This window comes from Kitasatospora sp. NPDC092948 (genome assembly GCF_044754805.1).
Classification (GTDB): Bacteria; Actinomycetota; Actinomycetes; order Streptomycetales; family Streptomycetaceae; genus Kitasatospora.
On record NZ_JBIVPU010000005.1, the window covers coordinates 315,480 to 332,049 of the forward strand.

Sequence of the window (16,570 nt, forward strand, 5' to 3'; positions counted from 1 at the left end):
AGACGGCCGCGCCCGGTCCAGGTGGCGCTGGCGGTGGGGGTGGCCGCGGCAGTGACGACCGGCCTCACCGCCGCGAATCCCCAGGGCAACGCCGCCGCCCGGCGGCACGGGCCCCCGGCCCCGCCGTCCATATCCGCCGCTGCGTCCAACTCCCCCGCAGCAGTTGCTGGTTCACCGATGCAGGTCTCCCCCTCGCCGTCCGCTCCCGACACCGCCGCCACGCTCCCGGCCGACCCGGGCGGCGCGGACACCGGCGCCACCGTCGACAGCGGCGCCGCCGCCGGAACCTCTCGCGCCGCGGCCAAGTCCACGCCGACGCCGACCCCGAAGCCCAGTGCGAGCCCGGCCGCTCCCGCCGCGACGACCGCCCCGCGTCCCGACCTCACCGACCCGAAGTGGAAGGAGTACGCGCAGGAGCTGGTCTCCAGCGCCGAGAACTCCACCCTCGACTGGCGCTCCCAGTACCCGTACATCGAGGACATCGGCGACGGCAACGGGTACACCGCCGGCATCATCGGCTTCTGCTCCGGCACCGGCGACCTGGCGGACGTGATCACCCGTTACACCCAGCTGAAGCCGGCCAACGTCCTCGCCAAGTACCTGCCCGCGCTGGCCCGGCTCGACGGCAGCCCCTCGCACCAGGGCCTCGACCCGACCTTCGTCGGCGACTGGCGGCTCGCCGCGGCGGACCCGCTGCTCCAGCAGGCCCAGAACGAGGAGCGCGACCGGCAGTACTTCACCCCGGCGGTGACGCAGGCCAGGACGGACGGGCTGCACGCGCTCGGCCAGTTCGCCTACTACGACGCGCTGGTGGTGCACGGGCCGATCGGCCTGGCCACCATCCGCACCGCCGCCCTGGGCAAGGCCACCGCGCCGGCCAAGGGCGGTGACGAGACCGCCTACCTGAACGCCTTCCTGGACGCCCGCAAGGCCTACATGCTGGCCCGCAACCCGAACAGCAACACGTCCAGGATCGACACCGCGGAGCGGGTCTTCCTCCAGGCCGGCAACCTCGACCTGCAGCCCCCGCTGAACTGGAAGGTGTACGGGGACAGTTACACCATCCCGGCCTGACCTGCCGGCCGACCGGGACGGTCCTCGGACGGCGTCAGCCGGGGGTGCCGGGCACCACCAGCCGATCCAGGTCGGGCGCGGCCCCGGACGGGTTGGCGACGGTGAGGGTGTTGCGGCCGGCCGCCAGCGCGAGCGCCACCGTGACGGTGCCGGGCGTGGTGAAGGCCCCGGTCGGGGCGAAGGCCACGCTCTGCACCGGCCCGCCGTTGACGGACAGTTCGGCGCTCCGGGCCCCGGCCGAGCCGTTGGTGTAGGCGAGCTGCACCCGGTACGTCCCGGCGGTGGCGACGGTGACGCCGGTGAAGGTGAGCGTGCCCGTTCCGGCGGTGACGGCGCCGAGGTAGCCGACCCGGCTGCCGCCGGAACAGGCCGGGCAGGCGATGACGGCGGCCCGGCCGGTCAGCGTGTTGGCGGCGTCCTCGGCCTCGTAGCCGGTGTCACCGGCCGCGGCGGGCGCGTTGACGGCCTGCTGGAGGGCGGCGCCGATGACCGCCGAGCCGGTCATGTCGATCGCGGGCTCGGAGGTCTGCCAGGAGCGCACGTCGTCCACGTACCGGCTGCTGTGGCCGGTGAAGGCGTTGTACGGGTCGGCGCCGCCGGGCGGGCAGGCCTTCATGCCGCTCTGGTAGCTGCCGAGTCCGCCCTTGAAGATGCTGGAGGCGTTGGGCCCGTTGACCACCGCGCCGATCGGGACCGCGCCCGTCCCGTCGGTGGAGCCGTTGAGGTTGGCGACCTGGTGCTGGATGCAGTGCGGGTAGGTGGTGCCTTCGCCGACCATGAAGCTGGTGCCCCACGGGTTCGCGCCGAACAGCCAATTGCGCTGCTGGGTGGCGAAGTTGTCGAACGAGGTGTCGCCGCTGGCCTGCTTGTAGAGCGCCTCGGTGGCGAGCAGCCCGAAGCTGTGCGAGTCGACGTCGAAGTCGGTGTAGGTGCCGCCGGCGTGGAAGAGGTCCGCAGCCGCCCGGTCGGCGCCGGCCTTGGTCTGCCGCTTCAGGTCGGCGACCAGGTCTGCCGTGCCGACGGCCAGTCCGCCGGGGTTGCCGGCCGCGGCGATGGCCCGGATCAGGTCGGCGTGGGCGAGCGCGCTGGTGTCGTACAGGTTGAAGGTGTCGCCCTTGTCGTTCGCCAGGTAGCCCTTGGCCCAGGTGGCGGCGGCGGTCAGCCAGGGGGTGGCGTTCTGCCCCAACTGCTGCGCGGCGAGTGCGAGTTCCGCACCGCCGAACTCCATGTCGTCGCGCCAGGTGGACTCCGGGTAGTAGTCGTTCGGGGCGGCGGTGGTGAGCGGGTTCGACGGGGCCGAGGTGTTGGCCAGCGCGTACAGCGAGGTGGCGGCCTGGTAGTAGGCCTGCGCCTGGGCGGGGTTGGCGGCGGCGTTCACCTGCGCGGCGAGCGCGAACGCGGCGGAGACCCGCCCGGCCAGGTTGGGGCTGACCTGCCCGCCGGGGGTGTTGGCCCGGAACACCGGCCGGTGGGCGGCGGCGTAGCGGTCGGCGGTGCTGGTGTCGGCGTCGTCCTTCTCGGGCAGCCGCCACAGGTCGTGGTCGCCGACGAAACTGCCGCTCGCGTTGCCGGAACCGATGCCCACCTGGAGGTACAGCGTCCTGCTCGACTGGTCCCACATCCGGTTCAGCCACGCCGCGCCGAACTGCGCCTCCGCGCCGAGCGTGGCGGGTGCGGCGCTGCCGAGGGCGCGCTGGGCGGCGAGCAGCACGGCGTCGGCGTACGCGGCGGTGTGGGTGAACTTCAGGTAGTCGCCGGCGTCGAACCAGCCGCCGCCGACGTTGACCGGTCCGCCGATCTTCGACAGGTCGCCGTTGGTGATGACGTCGGAGCCGCCGCTCTGGAACGACGGGACGGCATAGATGTTGGCACTGGCGTCGTTCAGGTGGGCGGGCTTGCGGCCGAGCGGCCCGGCGACGGTGTCGCTGCCGTCGCGCTGGGTCTGGAAGAAGGTGACGCCGTCGGCGACGAACTTGCCGTACAGCGCGGCCGGGTCGGCGACCTTGAAGGTCGGCGAGGTGGCGCTGACGCCGCCGCCGACCACCAGGTGGTAGGTGCCGGGCACGGTCAGGCCGGTGAGGGCGATCGGGTAGACGGCCGGGTAGGCGGTGTTCCACGAACCGAGGCTGGTGGCGCCGACGGTGCCGGTCTTGACGGTGGCGCCGGCGGCGTCGACCACGCTCCAGTTCGCGGAGGAGACCGCGGCGCTGGTCATCAGGTACGCCTGCTTGGTCTCCCCGGGCAGGAACCCGGCCTGGTCGACCCGGATCAGCCCGGTGGTGGCGGCGTGCGCGGGGCCGGCCGCGAGCGTCAGCGGGGTGGCGGTGAGCGCGGCGGCGAGCAGGGCGCCGAGGGCGGTACGTCGGGCCGGTCTCGTGGGCATGGCCATCAGCAGCTCCCAACTGTTAGGAAGTCTTCCTTACCATCCCTGGAAGTTAGAGGGCCGTCCGGACACGGTCAATACACGCCACCGAATTGACGGTCCGTCGGATGTCCGGGAACGACGCCCCGTCAGTCCGAGGTCGGGGCCGCCAGGTCGAGCGTGAAGCTGAACCGGTCGCCGCGGTAGAGCGTGCGGACGACCTCCAGCGGCCGGCCGGCTCCGTCGTGGCTGTGGCGGTGCAGCAGCAGCATCGGGAGGGCGGGCGGGGCGCCGATCAGCAGGGCTTCGCGCGGGGTGGCGAGGACGGTCTCGATCCGCTCCTGTGCGCCGGCCAGTCGGATGCCGTGGGCGCGGAGGTGGGCGTAGAGCGAGCCGGTGGGGTCGAACTCCCGGTCCAGGGCGGGGACTCGGGCGACCGGGAGGTAGGTGGACTCCAGTCCGACGCGTTCCTCGTCGGCGTGCAGGACGCGCTCCAGGTGCCAGAGCGGCTCGCCGGGGGCGACGGCCAGGCGTTCGGCGAGTGCCGAGTCGGCGGGCTGGCGGTCGAGGGCGATCAGGGTGCGGCCGGGGCGCAGGCCCTGGCGGGTGACACCCTCGGTGTAGCTGGCCAGCGACAGCGGCTGTTCGATCTTGGCACCGGCCACCACGGTGCCCCGGCCCCGACGGCGCAGCCGCCCCTCCACCAGCAGGTCGCGCAGCGCCTGCCGGAGGGTGGCCCGGGCGACGCCGTACCGCTCGGCCAGCGCGGCCTCGGTGGGGAGCCGACCGCCGGGGCCCAGGGCGTCCAGCAGTTCTTCGAGTTGGGCCTTGACCAGGTAGTACTTCGGCACCCGGCCGTGCTCGGGGACGCCGGACCTGGCGGGGGCGAGGGGCGCATGGCGGGGGCCGTCGTTCACCCGGCCAAGCCTAGTCCCGCCCGGTCCGCCACCGGCGATAACGAACCGATAACCGGTCTGGACTGAATTTTGACACTTGTTCATACAATCGTGGACTCGGAAGGGGGTCGCGGCTCGCCCCGCCACCCCATCCTCGGTCTGCCGGTGCAACCGCACCCCACCGCTTCCCCGTTGGGAGAACCCGTGCGCAACTCCCGTACCACTCTCGCCCTTTCGATCGCCGTCGCGGCCGCGCTGCTGCCGATCGCCGGCTCCACCGCGTCGGCTGCCGACTCCTCCTACAACGGTCTGCCGAACGGCACCAAGCAGGCCAAGACGCTGGTGATCGGCATCGACGGCACCCGGTACGACAAGCTGCTGACCGCGGACGCGCCGAATCTGAAGGCGCTGATGGCCTCGGGCACCACCTCGACCTCCAACCTGTACGCGAACCCGCTGGCGCCGACCCTCTCCGGGCCGGGCTGGTCGACGATCGCCACCGGCGTCTGGCCGGACAAGCACCGGGTGCTGGACAACGCGTTCACCGGCTCCCGCTTCGACCTCTACCCGGACTTCGCGAGCCGGCTGGAGACCGCCGACCCGGGCAACTCCACGCTGGTGATCGGCTCCTGGAACCCCATCGCCGGGAACGTCTTCAACGGCAGGGCCGACCTGCGGATCCCGGAGAGCGAGAACGACCCGAAGACCGCCGCCGACGCCGCCGACTACCTCGCCCACGGCAACCCGGACGAGGTGTTCCTGCACTTCGACGAGGTCGACGAGGCCGGCCACAGCTACGGCGGCGCCAGCAGCCAGTACCTGGCGGCGATCCACTCCGTGGACGGCCTGGTCGGCCAGGTGATGACCGCGCTCAAGTCCCGCCCCACGTACGGCTCGGAGGACTGGCTGGTGGTCCTCACCACCGACCACGGCCACACCGACGCGGGCGGCCACGGCGGGAACTCCGCCAACGAGCGGCAGACCTGGATGGTCCTCAACGGCCAGGGCTTCCAGCCCGGTGCGCGCCGCTACGACGTCAAGCCGGTGGACATCGCCCCGACCGTGCTCAAGCACGAGGGCGTGGCGATCAACCCTGCCTGGGGCCTGGACGGCCTGCCGGCGGACGAGATCGTCCCGGACGCGTTCGACGCGCTGCGCCCGGTCCTGCAGACCCGGGTGGACGAGATCGTCCCGGACGCGTTCGACGCGCTGCGCCCGGTCCTGCAGACCCGGGTGGACGAGACCGGCATCGGCTCCACCGTCAAGGGCTTCACCCACACCCCGCCGGCCGGCTGGTCGATCGACAACTCCCGGATGCCGTCCGGCGGCGTCACGGAGTGGCGCGGCTGGACGTTCGCCACCGACGAGTTCTGGACGGCCGCCGAGCTGAACCAGAGCCGGGAGACCAACGTCCGGGCCCGCAACGTCTTCGCGGTCGCGGACTCCGACGAGTGGGACGACAAGGCGCATGGCGCCGGCCAGTTCGACTCGACGCTGATCTCCCCCGCCTACCCGGTGGCGGGCCTGAGCCGCGGCACGCTGTCGTTCGCCACCGACTACAAGATCGACGGCCCGCAGACCGGCGACCTGTACGTGGTGTTCGACAACGGCGCCCCGCAGCTGGTCAAGTCCTACCGGGCCGACCTGAACACCGTCGAGCACCTGTCCGTCACGGTGCCCGCGGGCGCGTCCACGGCGCGCTTCCAGTTCCGCTACACCGGCACCAACTCGGCGTTCTGGACGGTCGACCAGGTCGTCTTCGGCTGACCGGCGACCGGGTCTACCGGGTCTACCGGGTCTACCGGGTCTTGACCACCACGCCGACCGCGAAGGCGATCTGATCGTCGGTCAGGTCGGCGCGGGCGGTCAGCCGCAGCCGGGGCACGCCGTCGGGGACGGACGGGGGGCGGAAGCAGCCGACCGCGAGCCCCTCGTCCCGGCAGGCGGCGGCCCAGCGCACCGCGTGCTCCGGGTCGTCGGCCCGCACCGACACCACCGCGCCGTCCGGTGCGGTGGCGTCGAGGCCGAACTCGGCGAGGCGGGTGAAGAGTTCGCGGGCCACCCGGAGCGCGTCGGCGGCCCGGCCGGGCTCGGCGCGCAGCAGGCGCAGCGCGCCGAGCGCGGCGCCGGCGGCGGCCGGGTTGAGTCCGGTGTCGAAGATGAAGGTGCGGGCGGCGGAGACCAGGTGCCGGATCACCCGCTCGGGGCCGAGCACGACGCCGCCCTGTGCGCCGAGCGACTTGGAGAGCGTCGCGGTGGCGACCACGTCGGGCTGCCCCGCGATGCCTGCGGCGGCGCCGGCGCCGGCCCCGCCCGGGCCGAGCACGCCCAGGCCGTGCGCGTCGTCGAGGACCAGCGCGGCCCCGAACTCGCGGGCGGCGGCCAGGTGTTCGGCGAGGGGTGCGGCGTTGCCGTCGACCGAGAACACCGAATCGGTGATCACCAGGGCGCGCGGCCGGGTGCGCTCGGCGAGCGCCTCGCGGACGGACTGCGGGTCGCAGTGGGCGGCCCGCGCGACCTGGCCCTTGGCGAGGCGGCAGCCGTCGATCAGCGAGGCGTGGTTGTGGGCGTCGGAGACGATCAGGGTGTCCGGGCCGGCCAGCGCGGTGACCACGGCGAGGTTGGCGGTGTAGCCGGAGGAGAACACCAGGGCGGCCTGGTAGCCGCAGAACTCGGCGAGCTCCCGCTCCAGTCGGGCGTGCAGCTCGGTGTTGCCGGTGACCAGCCGGGACCCGGTGGAACCGCCGCCCCACCGCTGCGCGGCCTCGGCGGCGGCGCCGGTGACCGCCGGGTGGCGGTTCAGCCCCAGGTAGTCGTTGGACGCCAGGTCGAGCACGTCGTCGTCCGCGGCGCGGCTGCGCATCCGCCTGGTCAGCCCGGCGGCCTCCCGTTCGGCGGCCGCCGCGTCCACCCAGTCGAACACCGTCTCCGGGCGCGTAGCCCGCGCCCCCGCCCTGACCTGCGACTCTTCCATGCCCGGCACTCTGTCACCCCGCCGGGCACGGGGGCAACGGCCCCCGCCGCGATGTGCGTTGTCGCACATCGCGGCGGGCGGCCGCGCCGTCGGCTCAGTTCCGGTAGCGGTACATGATCCGACCCCGGGTCAGGTCGTACGGGCTGAGCTCGACCAGGACCCGGTCGAACGGGAGGATCTTGATGTAGTTCTTGCGGATCTTTCCGCTGATGTGGGCGAGCACCTGGTGGCCGTTCTGGAGTTCCACCTTGAAGGTGGCGTTGCGCAGGCACTCCAGTACGGTGCCCTCGATTTCCAGGCCTTTGGCGATACGCGGCAAGGTTTCTCGTTTCTCGATTCGGTGGAGCAGAGGATGACGGCGGGTGCCGTGGTCAGTACGGGTGCCGTGGTCAGTACGGGCGGCGCACCAGCTCGGCGAGGTCGCCCGTGCGCCGGGCGCCGAAGTCTTCGAACAGGGTGGTGGCGGCGGTGTGGGCCTGGTCGATCTCGGTCCACGCCGCGTCGATGCCGGCCGCGTGCAGCACGCCGAGCGCATGCCCGAGCAGGGCCCGCCCGGCACCGCGCCGCCGGTACTCGGCCCGCACGGCGAGCAGCCCGATCCGGGCCCGGCTGCCCCGCGCCACCACCCGGATCAGCCCCGCGTACTGCCCGTCCAGCACGGCGACGGCGTACAGCGCCGGGTCGATCAGGGTGTCCTCGGCGTCTCCGGCGGGGCGGGGCCGGAGCTCGGCGGGCATGGTGTGCCAGCCGACCTCGGCCTCGACCTGCGCCCGGATCTCGCGGTCGAGCACCCGCAGCAGCCGCTCGTCGGCCGTCCCGGCGGCCAGGACCGTCACGCCCTCGGCCGCCGCGCCGGATGCGCCGGATGCGCCGGTGGGCAGCAGGTACTCCCACTCCCGCCGCTCGACGGCGAACCCGGCCCGCTGCCAACGGGCCGCCAGCTCGGCGTCCTCGCCGCCGACCAGGGTGTGGAGCACGCTGCCCGGCAGCTCGCCGAGCATCGCGGCGGCCAGCGGGTCGAACGCCTCGTCCTGCCAGACGTCGATGCTGACGAAGAGTCGGCCGTCGGGCCGTCGGGAGACGTCGCCGTGGCCGACGATCCGCTCGTCCGCCACCGCCTGCCAACGGGCCTCGTCGACCCGGTCGATCATCACAGTGTTCATGGCTGTCGCCTTTCGAAAGTGCCTGCACAACAAGGCGCTCCCGACAGCGACTCGATCAGCCGCACACCGTGAGGGAAAGGGGGAGCACCCACCTTGGTCGAGCTCTCATGGGTGTTCACCTCCTCGCGTCCTGTCACGGTGATCCGAACGTTAGCAACCGCCCGCCGGCCCGCCAAGCGATTTAATTCCGGCGCGGCCCGGGCGAGTGGCGGCGGTCCGCGGAGCCGGCGCTCAGCACCCCGAGGCGCTGCCAGTCGGCCAGGCCTCTCAGCAGCAGCGCGAGTCCGCCGCCCACCGCTGCCGTCGCCGCGAACGGTGCGGCCGGCGCCGCCAACTGCGCGAGCACCCCGTCGGAGCTGAGCCCGAGCCGCAGCCGTACTCCGTGCCCGGCCAGGTCGACCGTCTCTCGCGCGGTGGTCCAGCGCCCCGCGCCGGCGGTGGAGTCCGTGAACACCGCCGCCAACTCCCCGCCCCGCTCACGCCGGTAGGCGGCCGGGTGGAGCAGCAGCGCCAGCTTCAGCCCGAGCCCGCTCATGAGGCGAACCCGGTGCAAGCTTCGGGGCGCGGGCGGCGGGGAGCCGGCGCTCGGCCCTGGTGGCGGCCGGGCGCAGCCGCCCGGTCCTGGTGGCGACCGTGCGCAGCCGCTCGGTCTCGGCGGCGAGCAGCTCGCGCCCGTGGTCGCTGAGCGCGTAGGTCCGGCGGGCCCGCCCGCCGACCACCTCCTCGCTCTCCACGCGGAGCAGTCCCTGCCGGAGCAGGCGGTTCAGCGCTCCGTAGAGCGTCCCGGTGCGCAGTTTCACCCGGCCGCCGGAGAGCGCGGCAACGTCCTGGAGCAGCGCGTACCCGTGCCGGGGTGCTTCGGCCGGCGCGGTGAGCGCGAGCAGCGTGGGCTCTTGCATCGAACGAACAGTCACAGGACTACATATACCGGTGACTTACATATGTCGTCCAAAGTTTCGCGCGAACCCGCAACGGACGACCGGACGAGGACGCCCGCACGAGGTCCCCGCCCCGTTGGCGTTCTGGGCGCCGGTCCGCTCCTGCCCGGGCTCTGGCGCTGTCGGCGGCGGGTGGGAGGCTTGACGGAACGGGGAACTGTCGGCCGGGAGGGGGTTGGTGAGGGTGCGTCGGATACGTCGGCGGGTGCTGGGACTGGCGGTGTGGTGGCTGTGGATGCCGCTGCTCGCCGGGCTGGTGCGGCTGGTCAAGCACGCGGTGTTCGGCGGGTTCGGTCAGCAGGACCAGAGCTACCGGCTGTGGCTGGAGCGGGAGTTCCTGCCGCACGGCGGGGTGCTGGACGCCGCGCCGCTGTTCTGGTTCTGGGTCGCGGTCGGGTTGTGCGGCACGGCCTGGGCGGTGGTGTGGGCCGTCGACGAGACGGGCGCGGGCTTCGGCGGGTGGCGGGCCCGGCTCACCGTCTCGGTGGCACTGCTCGCGCTGGTCGGCTCACTGGTGCGCGCCGGGACGGGCATGTGGGACGACGACAAGGACGCGGGCCGGTTCTACGCGGCGGCGACCGTCCTGGACGTCCCGGCGGACGGCGCGGCCACGCCTCGCTCCGTGCTGCCGGTGACGCAGCACAGCCGACCCGGCGACGGCGCCCGGTGCGACCTGGTCGGGACGTCGGACGTGTCGGCCTGCGTGAAGACGGCCTCCATGCCGGACTTCGACTTCGAGGCGCGCACCGCCTCGTACGCGGCGGCGACCAAGGCCCTCACCGACAGCGCCGGCCTCTCCTCGGGCGTCCACCTGATGAGCCACAGCCTGCACTACCTGCCGAGCGCCGGGAAGGACGGCGGCACCTGGACGGCGGTGCTGGACGGCTCCGACGAGCAGCCGATGGAGGGCGTCGCGGTCTGGGACGGCACCTCCAACTCGGTGGCCGCCTGCGCGTTCCGCGGCGACCACGCGTTCGACCGGGCGTTCGGCGGGACGGGAGCGGTCAGCCTGCGCAACCTGCTGGCCGAGCGCTTCCCCGAGCTGGTCTACAACGACCAGGACATCTGGGGCTACTGCGACGGCCCCGACCCGCGCACCGCACAGCCCGTGGTGGTGATCTCGGTGGCCCGGCAGACCGCCTGGAAGCAGCGCACCGTACTGGCCCCCGCCGGGGTCCTGGTGCTCCGCGGATCGCCGGACGGCCGCCCGAACCTCACCTACCGGGCCGAGGTCGCGCCGGGCGAGCTGCCGGGCGCGGTGTACCCGGCGTCGGTGGTGCGCTCGCAGATCCACGAGGTGCAGTGGCTGGGCGGTCGCGGCGCGAAGGACGACCAGGGCTTCGGCTTCGCGCACACCTCGGCGGGCACAAACGCCACCAACCCCGGCGAGTTCCTGCTCCGTTCGAAGGCCGACGGGCACCTGTACTACGTGACGCCGCTGGTTCCCCGCCGGAGCTCCTCCCAGCTGGTGGTGGCCTTCGCCGTGCTCCAGGCCGACCGGGCCGGCGGCGGCCTCAACGACCTGCACGTGTACGTCCGCAGCGACGACGCCCCTGGGGTCAACCTGGACGTGCTGGCCAGCCGGATGGTCTCCTACCTGGCCCAGAAGACCTCGATCACCATCAGCGCCGGCCAGGACGGCGCCCTCCAGGAGATCATTCCCTTCGGCCGCGACATGTGGCGCGGCTTCGTGGACTTCAACGGCCAGACCCAGGACTACATCGACCTCTCCGGCGACGCGACGGTCACCCCCAACCTGGTCTCCCTCACCGGCCCGATCACACCCCCGGGCAGCCAGCCCCAACCACAACCCCAACCGACCGGCCAACCCACCGGCCAACTCACCACCCAGCCGTCCGGCCCGCCCGCACCCGGCTGCGGCGGCGACCCGAACCAGCTGACGACCACGCAACTGGCGGCCTGCGTCGCCGAGTTGTCGAAGGCCTTGCAGGACCGGGTGCACGACTAGAACGTCGCCGATCCACGCCACGACCGGAAAGCCACCGCCCTCGGCGGGTGCGGTGGCGGTGGCGGTGGTCAAGGAGAGGGGCGTGCCGCGACAGTGCCCGGACGGCGTCCGCCGCGGTGAGGTCGCCGTCCGGCGCGTGCTCGGCCTCCGCGTGGGCCACTCGCTCAGCGAGGCCGGTGCGGGTCGAGCGGGTGCAGGGCGATGACCGGGATGGTGCGGTCGGTGCGCTCCGCGAAGTCCGCGAAGTCCGGTGCGCGGCGGGCCTGTTCGGCGTACTGGCGTTCGCGCTCGACGGGGTCGAGTTCGACGGGGCGGACCGACAGGGTGGTCACTCCGCCCTCGCCGTCGGAGAGTTCGACGGTGCCGACGCCGGCGGCAGTCAGGTTGCGGTACCACTGGGGGTGTTCGGTGGCGCCTCCGTTGGAGCCGAACACCAGGTAGCGCTCGCCGTCCCGATGGTAGACGAGCGGGGTGGTGCGCGGCTCTCCACTGCGCCGGCCAACGGCGGTGAGCAGCAGGACCGGGGAGATTCCCTCGACCTGTCCGCCGTGTGCCCGGAATTCCTCGATGACTCGCTGGTTGAACTCGTTGGCCATGGCTGCGTCTCTCCCCACGCCCGGATTTCCGGATTGTGCTTGCAAGCAAATTCAAACTAGGAAGACACCATACGCACGGTCAATATTCCCCAGGACCACGACACCTGACGAAACATCAGAAGTCGTAGACCGTCACCGGTATGCCCCGGGCGGTGAGCCGGGCGGTCACCAGCGGCTCGACCCGCTCCCACCGGCCGCCCGCCAGCCCGCAGCCGATCCGCGGCATGTGGACGGAGGCCCCGAGCCGGCGGGCGTGGCCGCCGAGCGTGCCGAGTGCGGTGTCGATGGCCTCGTAGCGCACCGGGACGCCGGTGGAGCGGCCGGTCCTGATGCCGCGTTGGCCGACCATGTTGGCCACCCACAGGTACGGCTCGACCTGCACCAACTGGACGGCGCCGAGCCCGAAGTCGTTGCCGGCCCGCTCCCGGTGCCAACGCCGGTACGCGGCCTCGGGCTCGGGCCAGCGGCGCGACAGCGCGAGCACGAAGCCCTTGCCCCAGCCGCCGAGGTCGTTGCAGACGTGCGCGACGATCCGCACACCCTTGCCCTGCGGCGCGGTGGCGTCCCCCCGCAGGTAGCTGATCGTCTGTTCCATCCGGGCATACTCGCACCCGCCACCGACACCCGGCACCCGGCACCCGGCACCCGGCACCCGGCACCCGAACCCGGCACCGCCACCGCCACCGCCACCGCCACCGCCACCGCCACCGCCACCGCCGGTCAGTGCGCATGCCCGACGCCCGCATAGCTGCGCGGCACGGTGTTCTCCGTCCCGGGCACGACGGTGACGAACTGGCCCATCATGCCGCCGTCCTCGTGGCGCAGCAGGTGGCAGTGGTACATGTACGGCTCGACGGGGTCGCTGAACGGGCCGAACTGGACGGCCAGGCGGACGGTGGTGTGGGCGGGGGTGAAGACGGTGTCCTTGTGGCCGCCGGTGGGGCGGTCGGCCGCGTCGAGGACCTGGAAGGCGACTTCGTGGATGTGGAAGTTGTGGGAGGTGCCGGTGCTGTTCTCGACCTCCCAGATCTCGACGGCGCTGACGGGGACGACCTCGTCGATCCGTTTCATGTCCATCGGCCGGCCGTTGATGCTGTCGCGTCCGCTGAGTGTGAAGTGCCGGACCCGCGCGCCGGCGGGTGGGACGATCGGGGGCGGCGCGGGGAGGGTGGCGGGCAGGGCGGGTGCGGGCGCGAGCTGGTCGCCGGCGACGAAGCGGATCAGGTCGAGGTCGCCCATGGCGATGTCGAGGCCGCGGTCGAGGCTGCGCAGTACGACGTTGTCGCCGGGGGTGAACCCGACCAGGATCTCGGCGCGTTCGCCGGGCGTGAGGTCGAGGGTGTCGGTCTCGACGGGCGCGGGCAGCAGTCCGCCGTCGGTGCCGACCAGATGGAATCGGCGGCGGTCGGTGAACGCCAGGTGGTACATGCGGGCGTTGGAGGCGTTGAGCAGCCGAAGTCGGACGCGGGCGGTGGTGACGGTGAAGCGCGGGTTGTAGGTGCCGTTGATCAGGATGCGGTCGCCGAGGATGCCGAACGGGCCTTTGAGCGGGTCGCCGTCGAGCCTCCCACGGTCGGTGAGTTTCTTGTCCTGAAGGATCAGCGGGATGTCGTCGGTGCCGTAGGCGGCGGGCAGTTCGGTGTCCAGGCCGTCGTCGACGATGAACAGGCCGGCCAGGCCGCGGTAGATGTGCTTGGCGGTGGCCCCGTGCGGGTGGGGGTGGTACCAGGTGGTGGCGGCGGGCTGGTCGACGGTCCAGCTGGGGGTCCATTGGCCGCCGGAGGCGATCAGTTGGTGCGGTCCGCCGTCCATCGCGGCCGGCAGCCGCATGCCGTGCCAGTGGACGGTGCTGGCCTCGGGGAGGGCGTTGCGGACGGTCATCGCCACCTGGTCCCCGCGGCTCGCCCGCAGTGTGGGGCCGAGGTAGGACCCGTTGAAGCCCCAGGTGGCGGTGGGTTTGCCGGGCAGCAGTTCGGACTGCCCGGCGAACATGATCAGTTCGTAGCGGCGGACGCCGTCGGGCTCCCGGGCAGGGTCCAGCAGCGGCGGGATCCGCAGCGGGTTGGACAGGTCGAGCGGCGGGGGCGGCTCGGGGTGGTGCTGCCGGGTGCCCGATCCGCAGCCGGCGGCCAGGCCGGCCGTCCCGGCGGTGCCGGACAGCGCGGCGAGGCTGAGGAAGGTCCGCCGGTTCACGCGGTCAGCGCCGGGACGATGTGCTCGCCGTAGGCGTCGATGACGGCTTCGCGGGCGTCGTGCATGGCGTAGATCGCGAACTGGTCGACGCCCAACTCCCGTAGTGTGTGCAGCTTTTCGAGGTGTGACTGGACGGGGCCGAGCAGGCAGAAGCGGTCCACGACGGCGTCGGGGACGAAGTCGGTGGAGGGGTTTCCGGCGCGGCCGTGGTGGCTGTAGTCGTAGCCGTGGCGGTCCTTGATGTAGGCGGTGAGTTCCGCGGGGACGGCGTCGGAGTGTTCGCCGTACCGGGCGACCAGGTCGGCGACGTGGTTGCCGACCATGCCGCCGAACCAGCGGCACTGGTCGCGGGCGTGGTCGAGGTCGTCGCCGACGTAGGCGGGCGCGGCGACGCAGACGGTGATCGCGGCGGGGTCGCGGCCGGCCTGTTCGGCGGCGCGGCGGACGGCCTTGACCATCCATTCGGTGAGGTAGGGGTCGGCGAGTTGGAGGATGAAGCCGTCGGCCTTCTGTCCGGCCAGGGCGAGCGCCTTGGGGCCGTAGGCGGCCATCCACACGGGCAGGCGGCCGTCCTTGATCCACGGGATGCGGATCGGGCTTCCGTCGACGACGGCTTCGCGGCCTTCGGCGAGGTCGCGGATGGCGTCGATGGCGGCGCCGAGCCGGGCCAGCGTGTTGGGCTTCCGGCCGGCCACCCGCATCGCGGAGTCGCCGCGGCCGATGCCGCAGACGGTGCGGTTGCCGTACATGTCGTTCAGGGTGGCGAAGGTGGAGGCGGTGACCTCCCAGCTGCGGGTGCCCGGGTTGGTGACCATCGGGCCGACGTGCAGCCGCTCGGTGTGTTCGAGGATCCGACTGTGGATCACGAACGGTTCCTGCCACAGGACGGCGGAGTCGAACGTCCAGCCGTAGCGGAAGCCGTTGCGTTCGGCGCGGCGCATCAGGTCGACGACCTTCGCGGCGGGCGGGTCGGTCTGCAGGACGAGTCCGAAGTCCACTGCGGAGATTCCCTACGCTCAGAGGTACTGGCAGGTGGAGCGGGGCAGGAACGCCCCGTGGCCGGGGCGGCCGAGGTAGTGCCCGCGGTCGAGGACGACCTCGCCGCGCGACAGCACGGTCTCCACCCGGCCGGTGACGGTGCGGCCCTCGTACGCCGAGTAGTCGACGTTCATGTGGTGGGTGGCGGCGGACAGGGTGTGGGTGGCGTGCGGGTCGTAGATCACCACGTCGGCGTCGGCGCCGGGGGCGATGGTGCCCTTGCGCGGGTACAGGCCGAACATCCGGGCGGGCGCGGCGCAGGCGATCTCGATCCAGCGACGGCGCGTCAGGTGCCCGTCCACCACGGCCTGGTGCAGCAGGTCCATCCGGTTCTCCACGCCGGGCAGGCCGTTGGGGATCTTCGAGAAGTCGCCGCGGCCGAGTTCCTTCTGCCCCTTGAAGCAGAACGGGCAGTGGTCGGTGGAGACCACCTGCAGGTCGTCGGTGCGCAGGCCGCGCCAGAGCGCCTCCTGGTGGTCCTTGGGGCGCAGCGGTGTCGAGCAGACGTACTTGGCGCCCTCGAAGTCCGGTTCGGCGAGGTTGTCGGTGGAGAGGAACAGGTACTGCGGGCAGGTCTCGCCGAACACCGGCAGGCCGAGGTCGCGGGCGGCGGCGAGTTCGGCGAGCGCCTCGCGGGCGGAGACGTGCACCACGTACAGCGGCGAGCCGGCGACCCGGGCGAGCTGGATCGCCCGGTGGGTGGCCTCGGCCTCCAGCAGGGCCTTTCGCACTTCGCCGTGGTAGCGGGGGTCCCGCTCGCCGCGGGCGAGGGCCTGTTCGACCAGCACGTCGATGGCGGGGCCGTTCTCGGCGTGCATCATGATCAGCGCGCCGGTGTCGGCGGCCTGCTGCATGGCGCGCAGGATCTGGCCGTCGTCGGAGTAGAAGACGCCCGGGTAGGCCATGAACAGCTTGAACGAGGTGACGCCCTCGCCGATCAGCCCGGGCATCTCGCGCAGGGTCGACTCGTTGACGTCCGACATGATCATGTGCAGGCCGTAGTCGATGGCGCAGCGCCCGTCGGCCTTGGCGTGCCAGGCGTCCAGGCCGGCCCGCAGCGAGGTGCCCTTGGGCTGGACGGCGAAGTCGACGATGGTGGTGGTGCCGCCCCAGGCGGCGGCCCGGGTGCCGGTCTCGAAGGTGTCGGAGGCGACGGTGGCGCCGAACGGCAGCTCCATGTGGGTGTGGGCGTCCACCCCGCCCGGGATCACGTACTTGCCGTCGGCGTCGAACACCCGTTCCGCCGACCACTGGTGACGGCCCGGCAGGGCGAGCGCGACGACGGTGCCGTTCTCGATCAGGACGTCGGCGAGCACTTCCTCGGCGGCGGTGACGACCAGTCCGCCGGTGATCAGGGTCCGGGTCAT

Annotated in this window: 15 protein-coding genes; 3 read left to right on the forward strand and 12 right to left on the reverse strand. The window is 72.6% G+C overall.

Annotation, left to right across the window (positions count from 1 at the left end; all coding sequences use genetic code 11):
* The first annotated feature begins 177 nt into the window (after nt 1-177).
* The gene (locus tag ACIQF6_RS18425) at nt 178-1,074 is read left to right on the forward strand and encodes a chitosanase (RefSeq protein ID WP_400896072.1); all 897 of its coding nucleotides are present in this window, start codon (nt 178-180) and stop codon (nt 1,072-1,074) included.
* Nucleotides 1,075-1,108: 34 nt separating this feature from the next.
* Here ACIQF6_RS18425 and ACIQF6_RS18430 read toward each other — a convergent pair whose 3' ends face one another.
* Entirely contained in the window at nt 1,109-3,463 is a 2,355-nt protein-coding gene (locus ACIQF6_RS18430) for a glycoside hydrolase family 9 protein (RefSeq protein ID WP_400896074.1), read from the reverse strand.
* Between the two features lie 122 nt (nt 3,464-3,585).
* Nucleotides 3,586-4,353: a GntR family transcriptional regulator gene (locus ACIQF6_RS18435; protein WP_400896076.1), complete on the reverse strand. Its 768-nt coding sequence runs from the start codon at nt 4,351-4,353 to the stop codon at nt 3,586-3,588.
* A 183-nt stretch (nt 4,354-4,536) separates the two neighbouring features.
* Between ACIQF6_RS18435 and ACIQF6_RS18440 the strand changes: the two genes are divergently transcribed.
* Nucleotides 4,537-6,099 carry an alkaline phosphatase family protein gene (locus tag ACIQF6_RS18440; protein WP_400896078.1) on the forward strand — a complete coding sequence of 521 codons (1,563 nt, stop codon included), beginning with the start codon at nt 4,537-4,539 and terminating at the stop codon, nt 6,097-6,099.
* 31 nt (nt 6,100-6,130) lie between these two features.
* Here the strand turns inward: ACIQF6_RS18440 and ACIQF6_RS18445 are convergent, their stop codons facing one another.
* The 5 genes from ACIQF6_RS18445 to ACIQF6_RS18465 form a co-directional block, all read right to left on the reverse strand.
* Nucleotides 6,131-7,306 (reverse strand): 8-amino-7-oxononanoate synthase, encoded by a 1,176-nt coding sequence (locus ACIQF6_RS18445; protein ID WP_400896080.1) that lies wholly within the window; start codon nt 7,304-7,306, stop codon nt 6,131-6,133.
* Nucleotides 7,307-7,400: 94 nt separating this feature from the next.
* Nucleotides 7,401-7,625: a translation initiation factor IF-1 gene (gene infA, locus ACIQF6_RS18450; protein ID WP_400896082.1), complete on the reverse strand. Its 225-nt coding sequence runs from the start codon at nt 7,623-7,625 to the stop codon at nt 7,401-7,403.
* A gap of 70 nt (nt 7,626-7,695) precedes the next feature.
* On the reverse strand, nt 7,696-8,469 hold the full coding sequence (locus tag ACIQF6_RS18455; protein WP_400896084.1) for a GNAT family N-acetyltransferase: 774 nt from the start codon (nt 8,467-8,469) through the stop codon (nt 7,696-7,698).
* A 181-nt stretch (nt 8,470-8,650) separates the two neighbouring features.
* Complete coding sequence (locus ACIQF6_RS18460; RefSeq protein WP_400896086.1) at nt 8,651-9,004, reverse strand: hypothetical protein; 354 nt, start codon at nt 9,002-9,004, stop codon at nt 8,651-8,653.
* Nucleotides 8,946-9,368 (reverse strand): PadR family transcriptional regulator, encoded by a 423-nt coding sequence (locus tag ACIQF6_RS18465; RefSeq protein ID WP_400896088.1) that lies wholly within the window; start codon nt 9,366-9,368, stop codon nt 8,946-8,948. The genes ACIQF6_RS18460 and ACIQF6_RS18465 overlap by 59 nt, the downstream gene beginning before the upstream one ends.
* 217 nt (nt 9,369-9,585) lie before the next feature.
* Between ACIQF6_RS18465 and ACIQF6_RS18470 the strand changes: the two genes are divergently transcribed.
* Entirely contained in the window at nt 9,586-11,376 is a 1,791-nt protein-coding gene (locus tag ACIQF6_RS18470) for a hypothetical protein (protein ID WP_400896090.1), read from the forward strand.
* Between the two features lie 164 nt (nt 11,377-11,540).
* Here ACIQF6_RS18470 and ACIQF6_RS18475 read toward each other — a convergent pair whose 3' ends face one another.
* The 5 genes from ACIQF6_RS18475 to hydA all read right to left on the reverse strand — a co-directional run bounded on the left by ACIQF6_RS18475 (nt 11,541) and on the right by hydA (nt 16,570).
* The gene (locus ACIQF6_RS18475) at nt 11,541-11,972 is read right to left on the reverse strand and encodes a nitroreductase/quinone reductase family protein (protein ID WP_400896092.1); all 432 of its coding nucleotides are present in this window, start codon (nt 11,970-11,972) and stop codon (nt 11,541-11,543) included.
* A 115-nt stretch (nt 11,973-12,087) separates the two neighbouring features.
* The gene (locus tag ACIQF6_RS18480; protein ID WP_400896094.1) at nt 12,088-12,567 is read right to left on the reverse strand and encodes a macro domain-containing protein; all 480 of its coding nucleotides are present in this window, start codon (nt 12,565-12,567) and stop codon (nt 12,088-12,090) included.
* Nucleotides 12,568-12,692: 125 nt separating this feature from the next.
* Nucleotides 12,693-14,165, reverse strand: coding sequence for a multicopper oxidase family protein (locus ACIQF6_RS18485; protein WP_400896096.1), 1,473 nt, complete (start codon nt 14,163-14,165; stop codon nt 12,693-12,695).
* Nucleotides 14,162-15,163, reverse strand: a complete 1,002-nt coding sequence (locus ACIQF6_RS18490) for a TIGR03842 family LLM class F420-dependent oxidoreductase (protein WP_400896098.1) — start codon at nt 15,161-15,163, stop codon at nt 14,162-14,164. The genes ACIQF6_RS18485 and ACIQF6_RS18490 overlap by 4 nt, the downstream gene beginning before the upstream one ends.
* Nucleotides 15,164-15,181: 18 nt before the next feature.
* The gene (gene hydA / locus ACIQF6_RS18495; RefSeq protein WP_400896100.1) at nt 15,182-16,570 is read right to left on the reverse strand and encodes a dihydropyrimidinase; all 1,389 of its coding nucleotides are present in this window, start codon (nt 16,568-16,570) and stop codon (nt 15,182-15,184) included.

Coding starts and splice junctions, on each gene's coding strand:
- ACIQF6_RS18445 (WP_400896080.1), bottom strand. CDS start 7,306: ATGGAAGAGTCGCAGGTCAGGGCGGGGGCGCGGGCTACGCGCCCGGAG.
- ACIQF6_RS18475 (WP_400896092.1), bottom strand. CDS start 11,972: ATGGCCAACGAGTTCAACCAGCGAGTCATCGAGGAATTCCGGGCACAC.
- ACIQF6_RS18480 (WP_400896094.1), bottom strand. CDS start 12,567: ATGGAACAGACGATCAGCTACCTGCGGGGGGACGCCACCGCGCCGCAG.
- ACIQF6_RS18425 (WP_400896072.1), top strand. CDS start 178: ATGCAGGTCTCCCCCTCGCCGTCCGCTCCCGACACCGCCGCCACGCTC.
- hydA (WP_400896100.1), bottom strand. CDS start 16,570: ATGACCCGGACCCTGATCACCGGCGGACTGGTCGTCACCGCCGCCGAG.
- ACIQF6_RS18460 (WP_400896086.1), bottom strand. CDS start 9,004: ATGAGCGGGCTCGGGCTGAAGCTGGCGCTGCTGCTCCACCCGGCCGCC.
- ACIQF6_RS18465 (WP_400896088.1), bottom strand. CDS start 9,368: ATGCAAGAGCCCACGCTGCTCGCGCTCACCGCGCCGGCCGAAGCACCC.
- ACIQF6_RS18455 (WP_400896084.1), bottom strand. CDS start 8,469: ATGAACACTGTGATGATCGACCGGGTCGACGAGGCCCGTTGGCAGGCG.
- ACIQF6_RS18430 (WP_400896074.1), bottom strand. CDS start 3,463: ATGGCCATGCCCACGAGACCGGCCCGACGTACCGCCCTCGGCGCCCTG.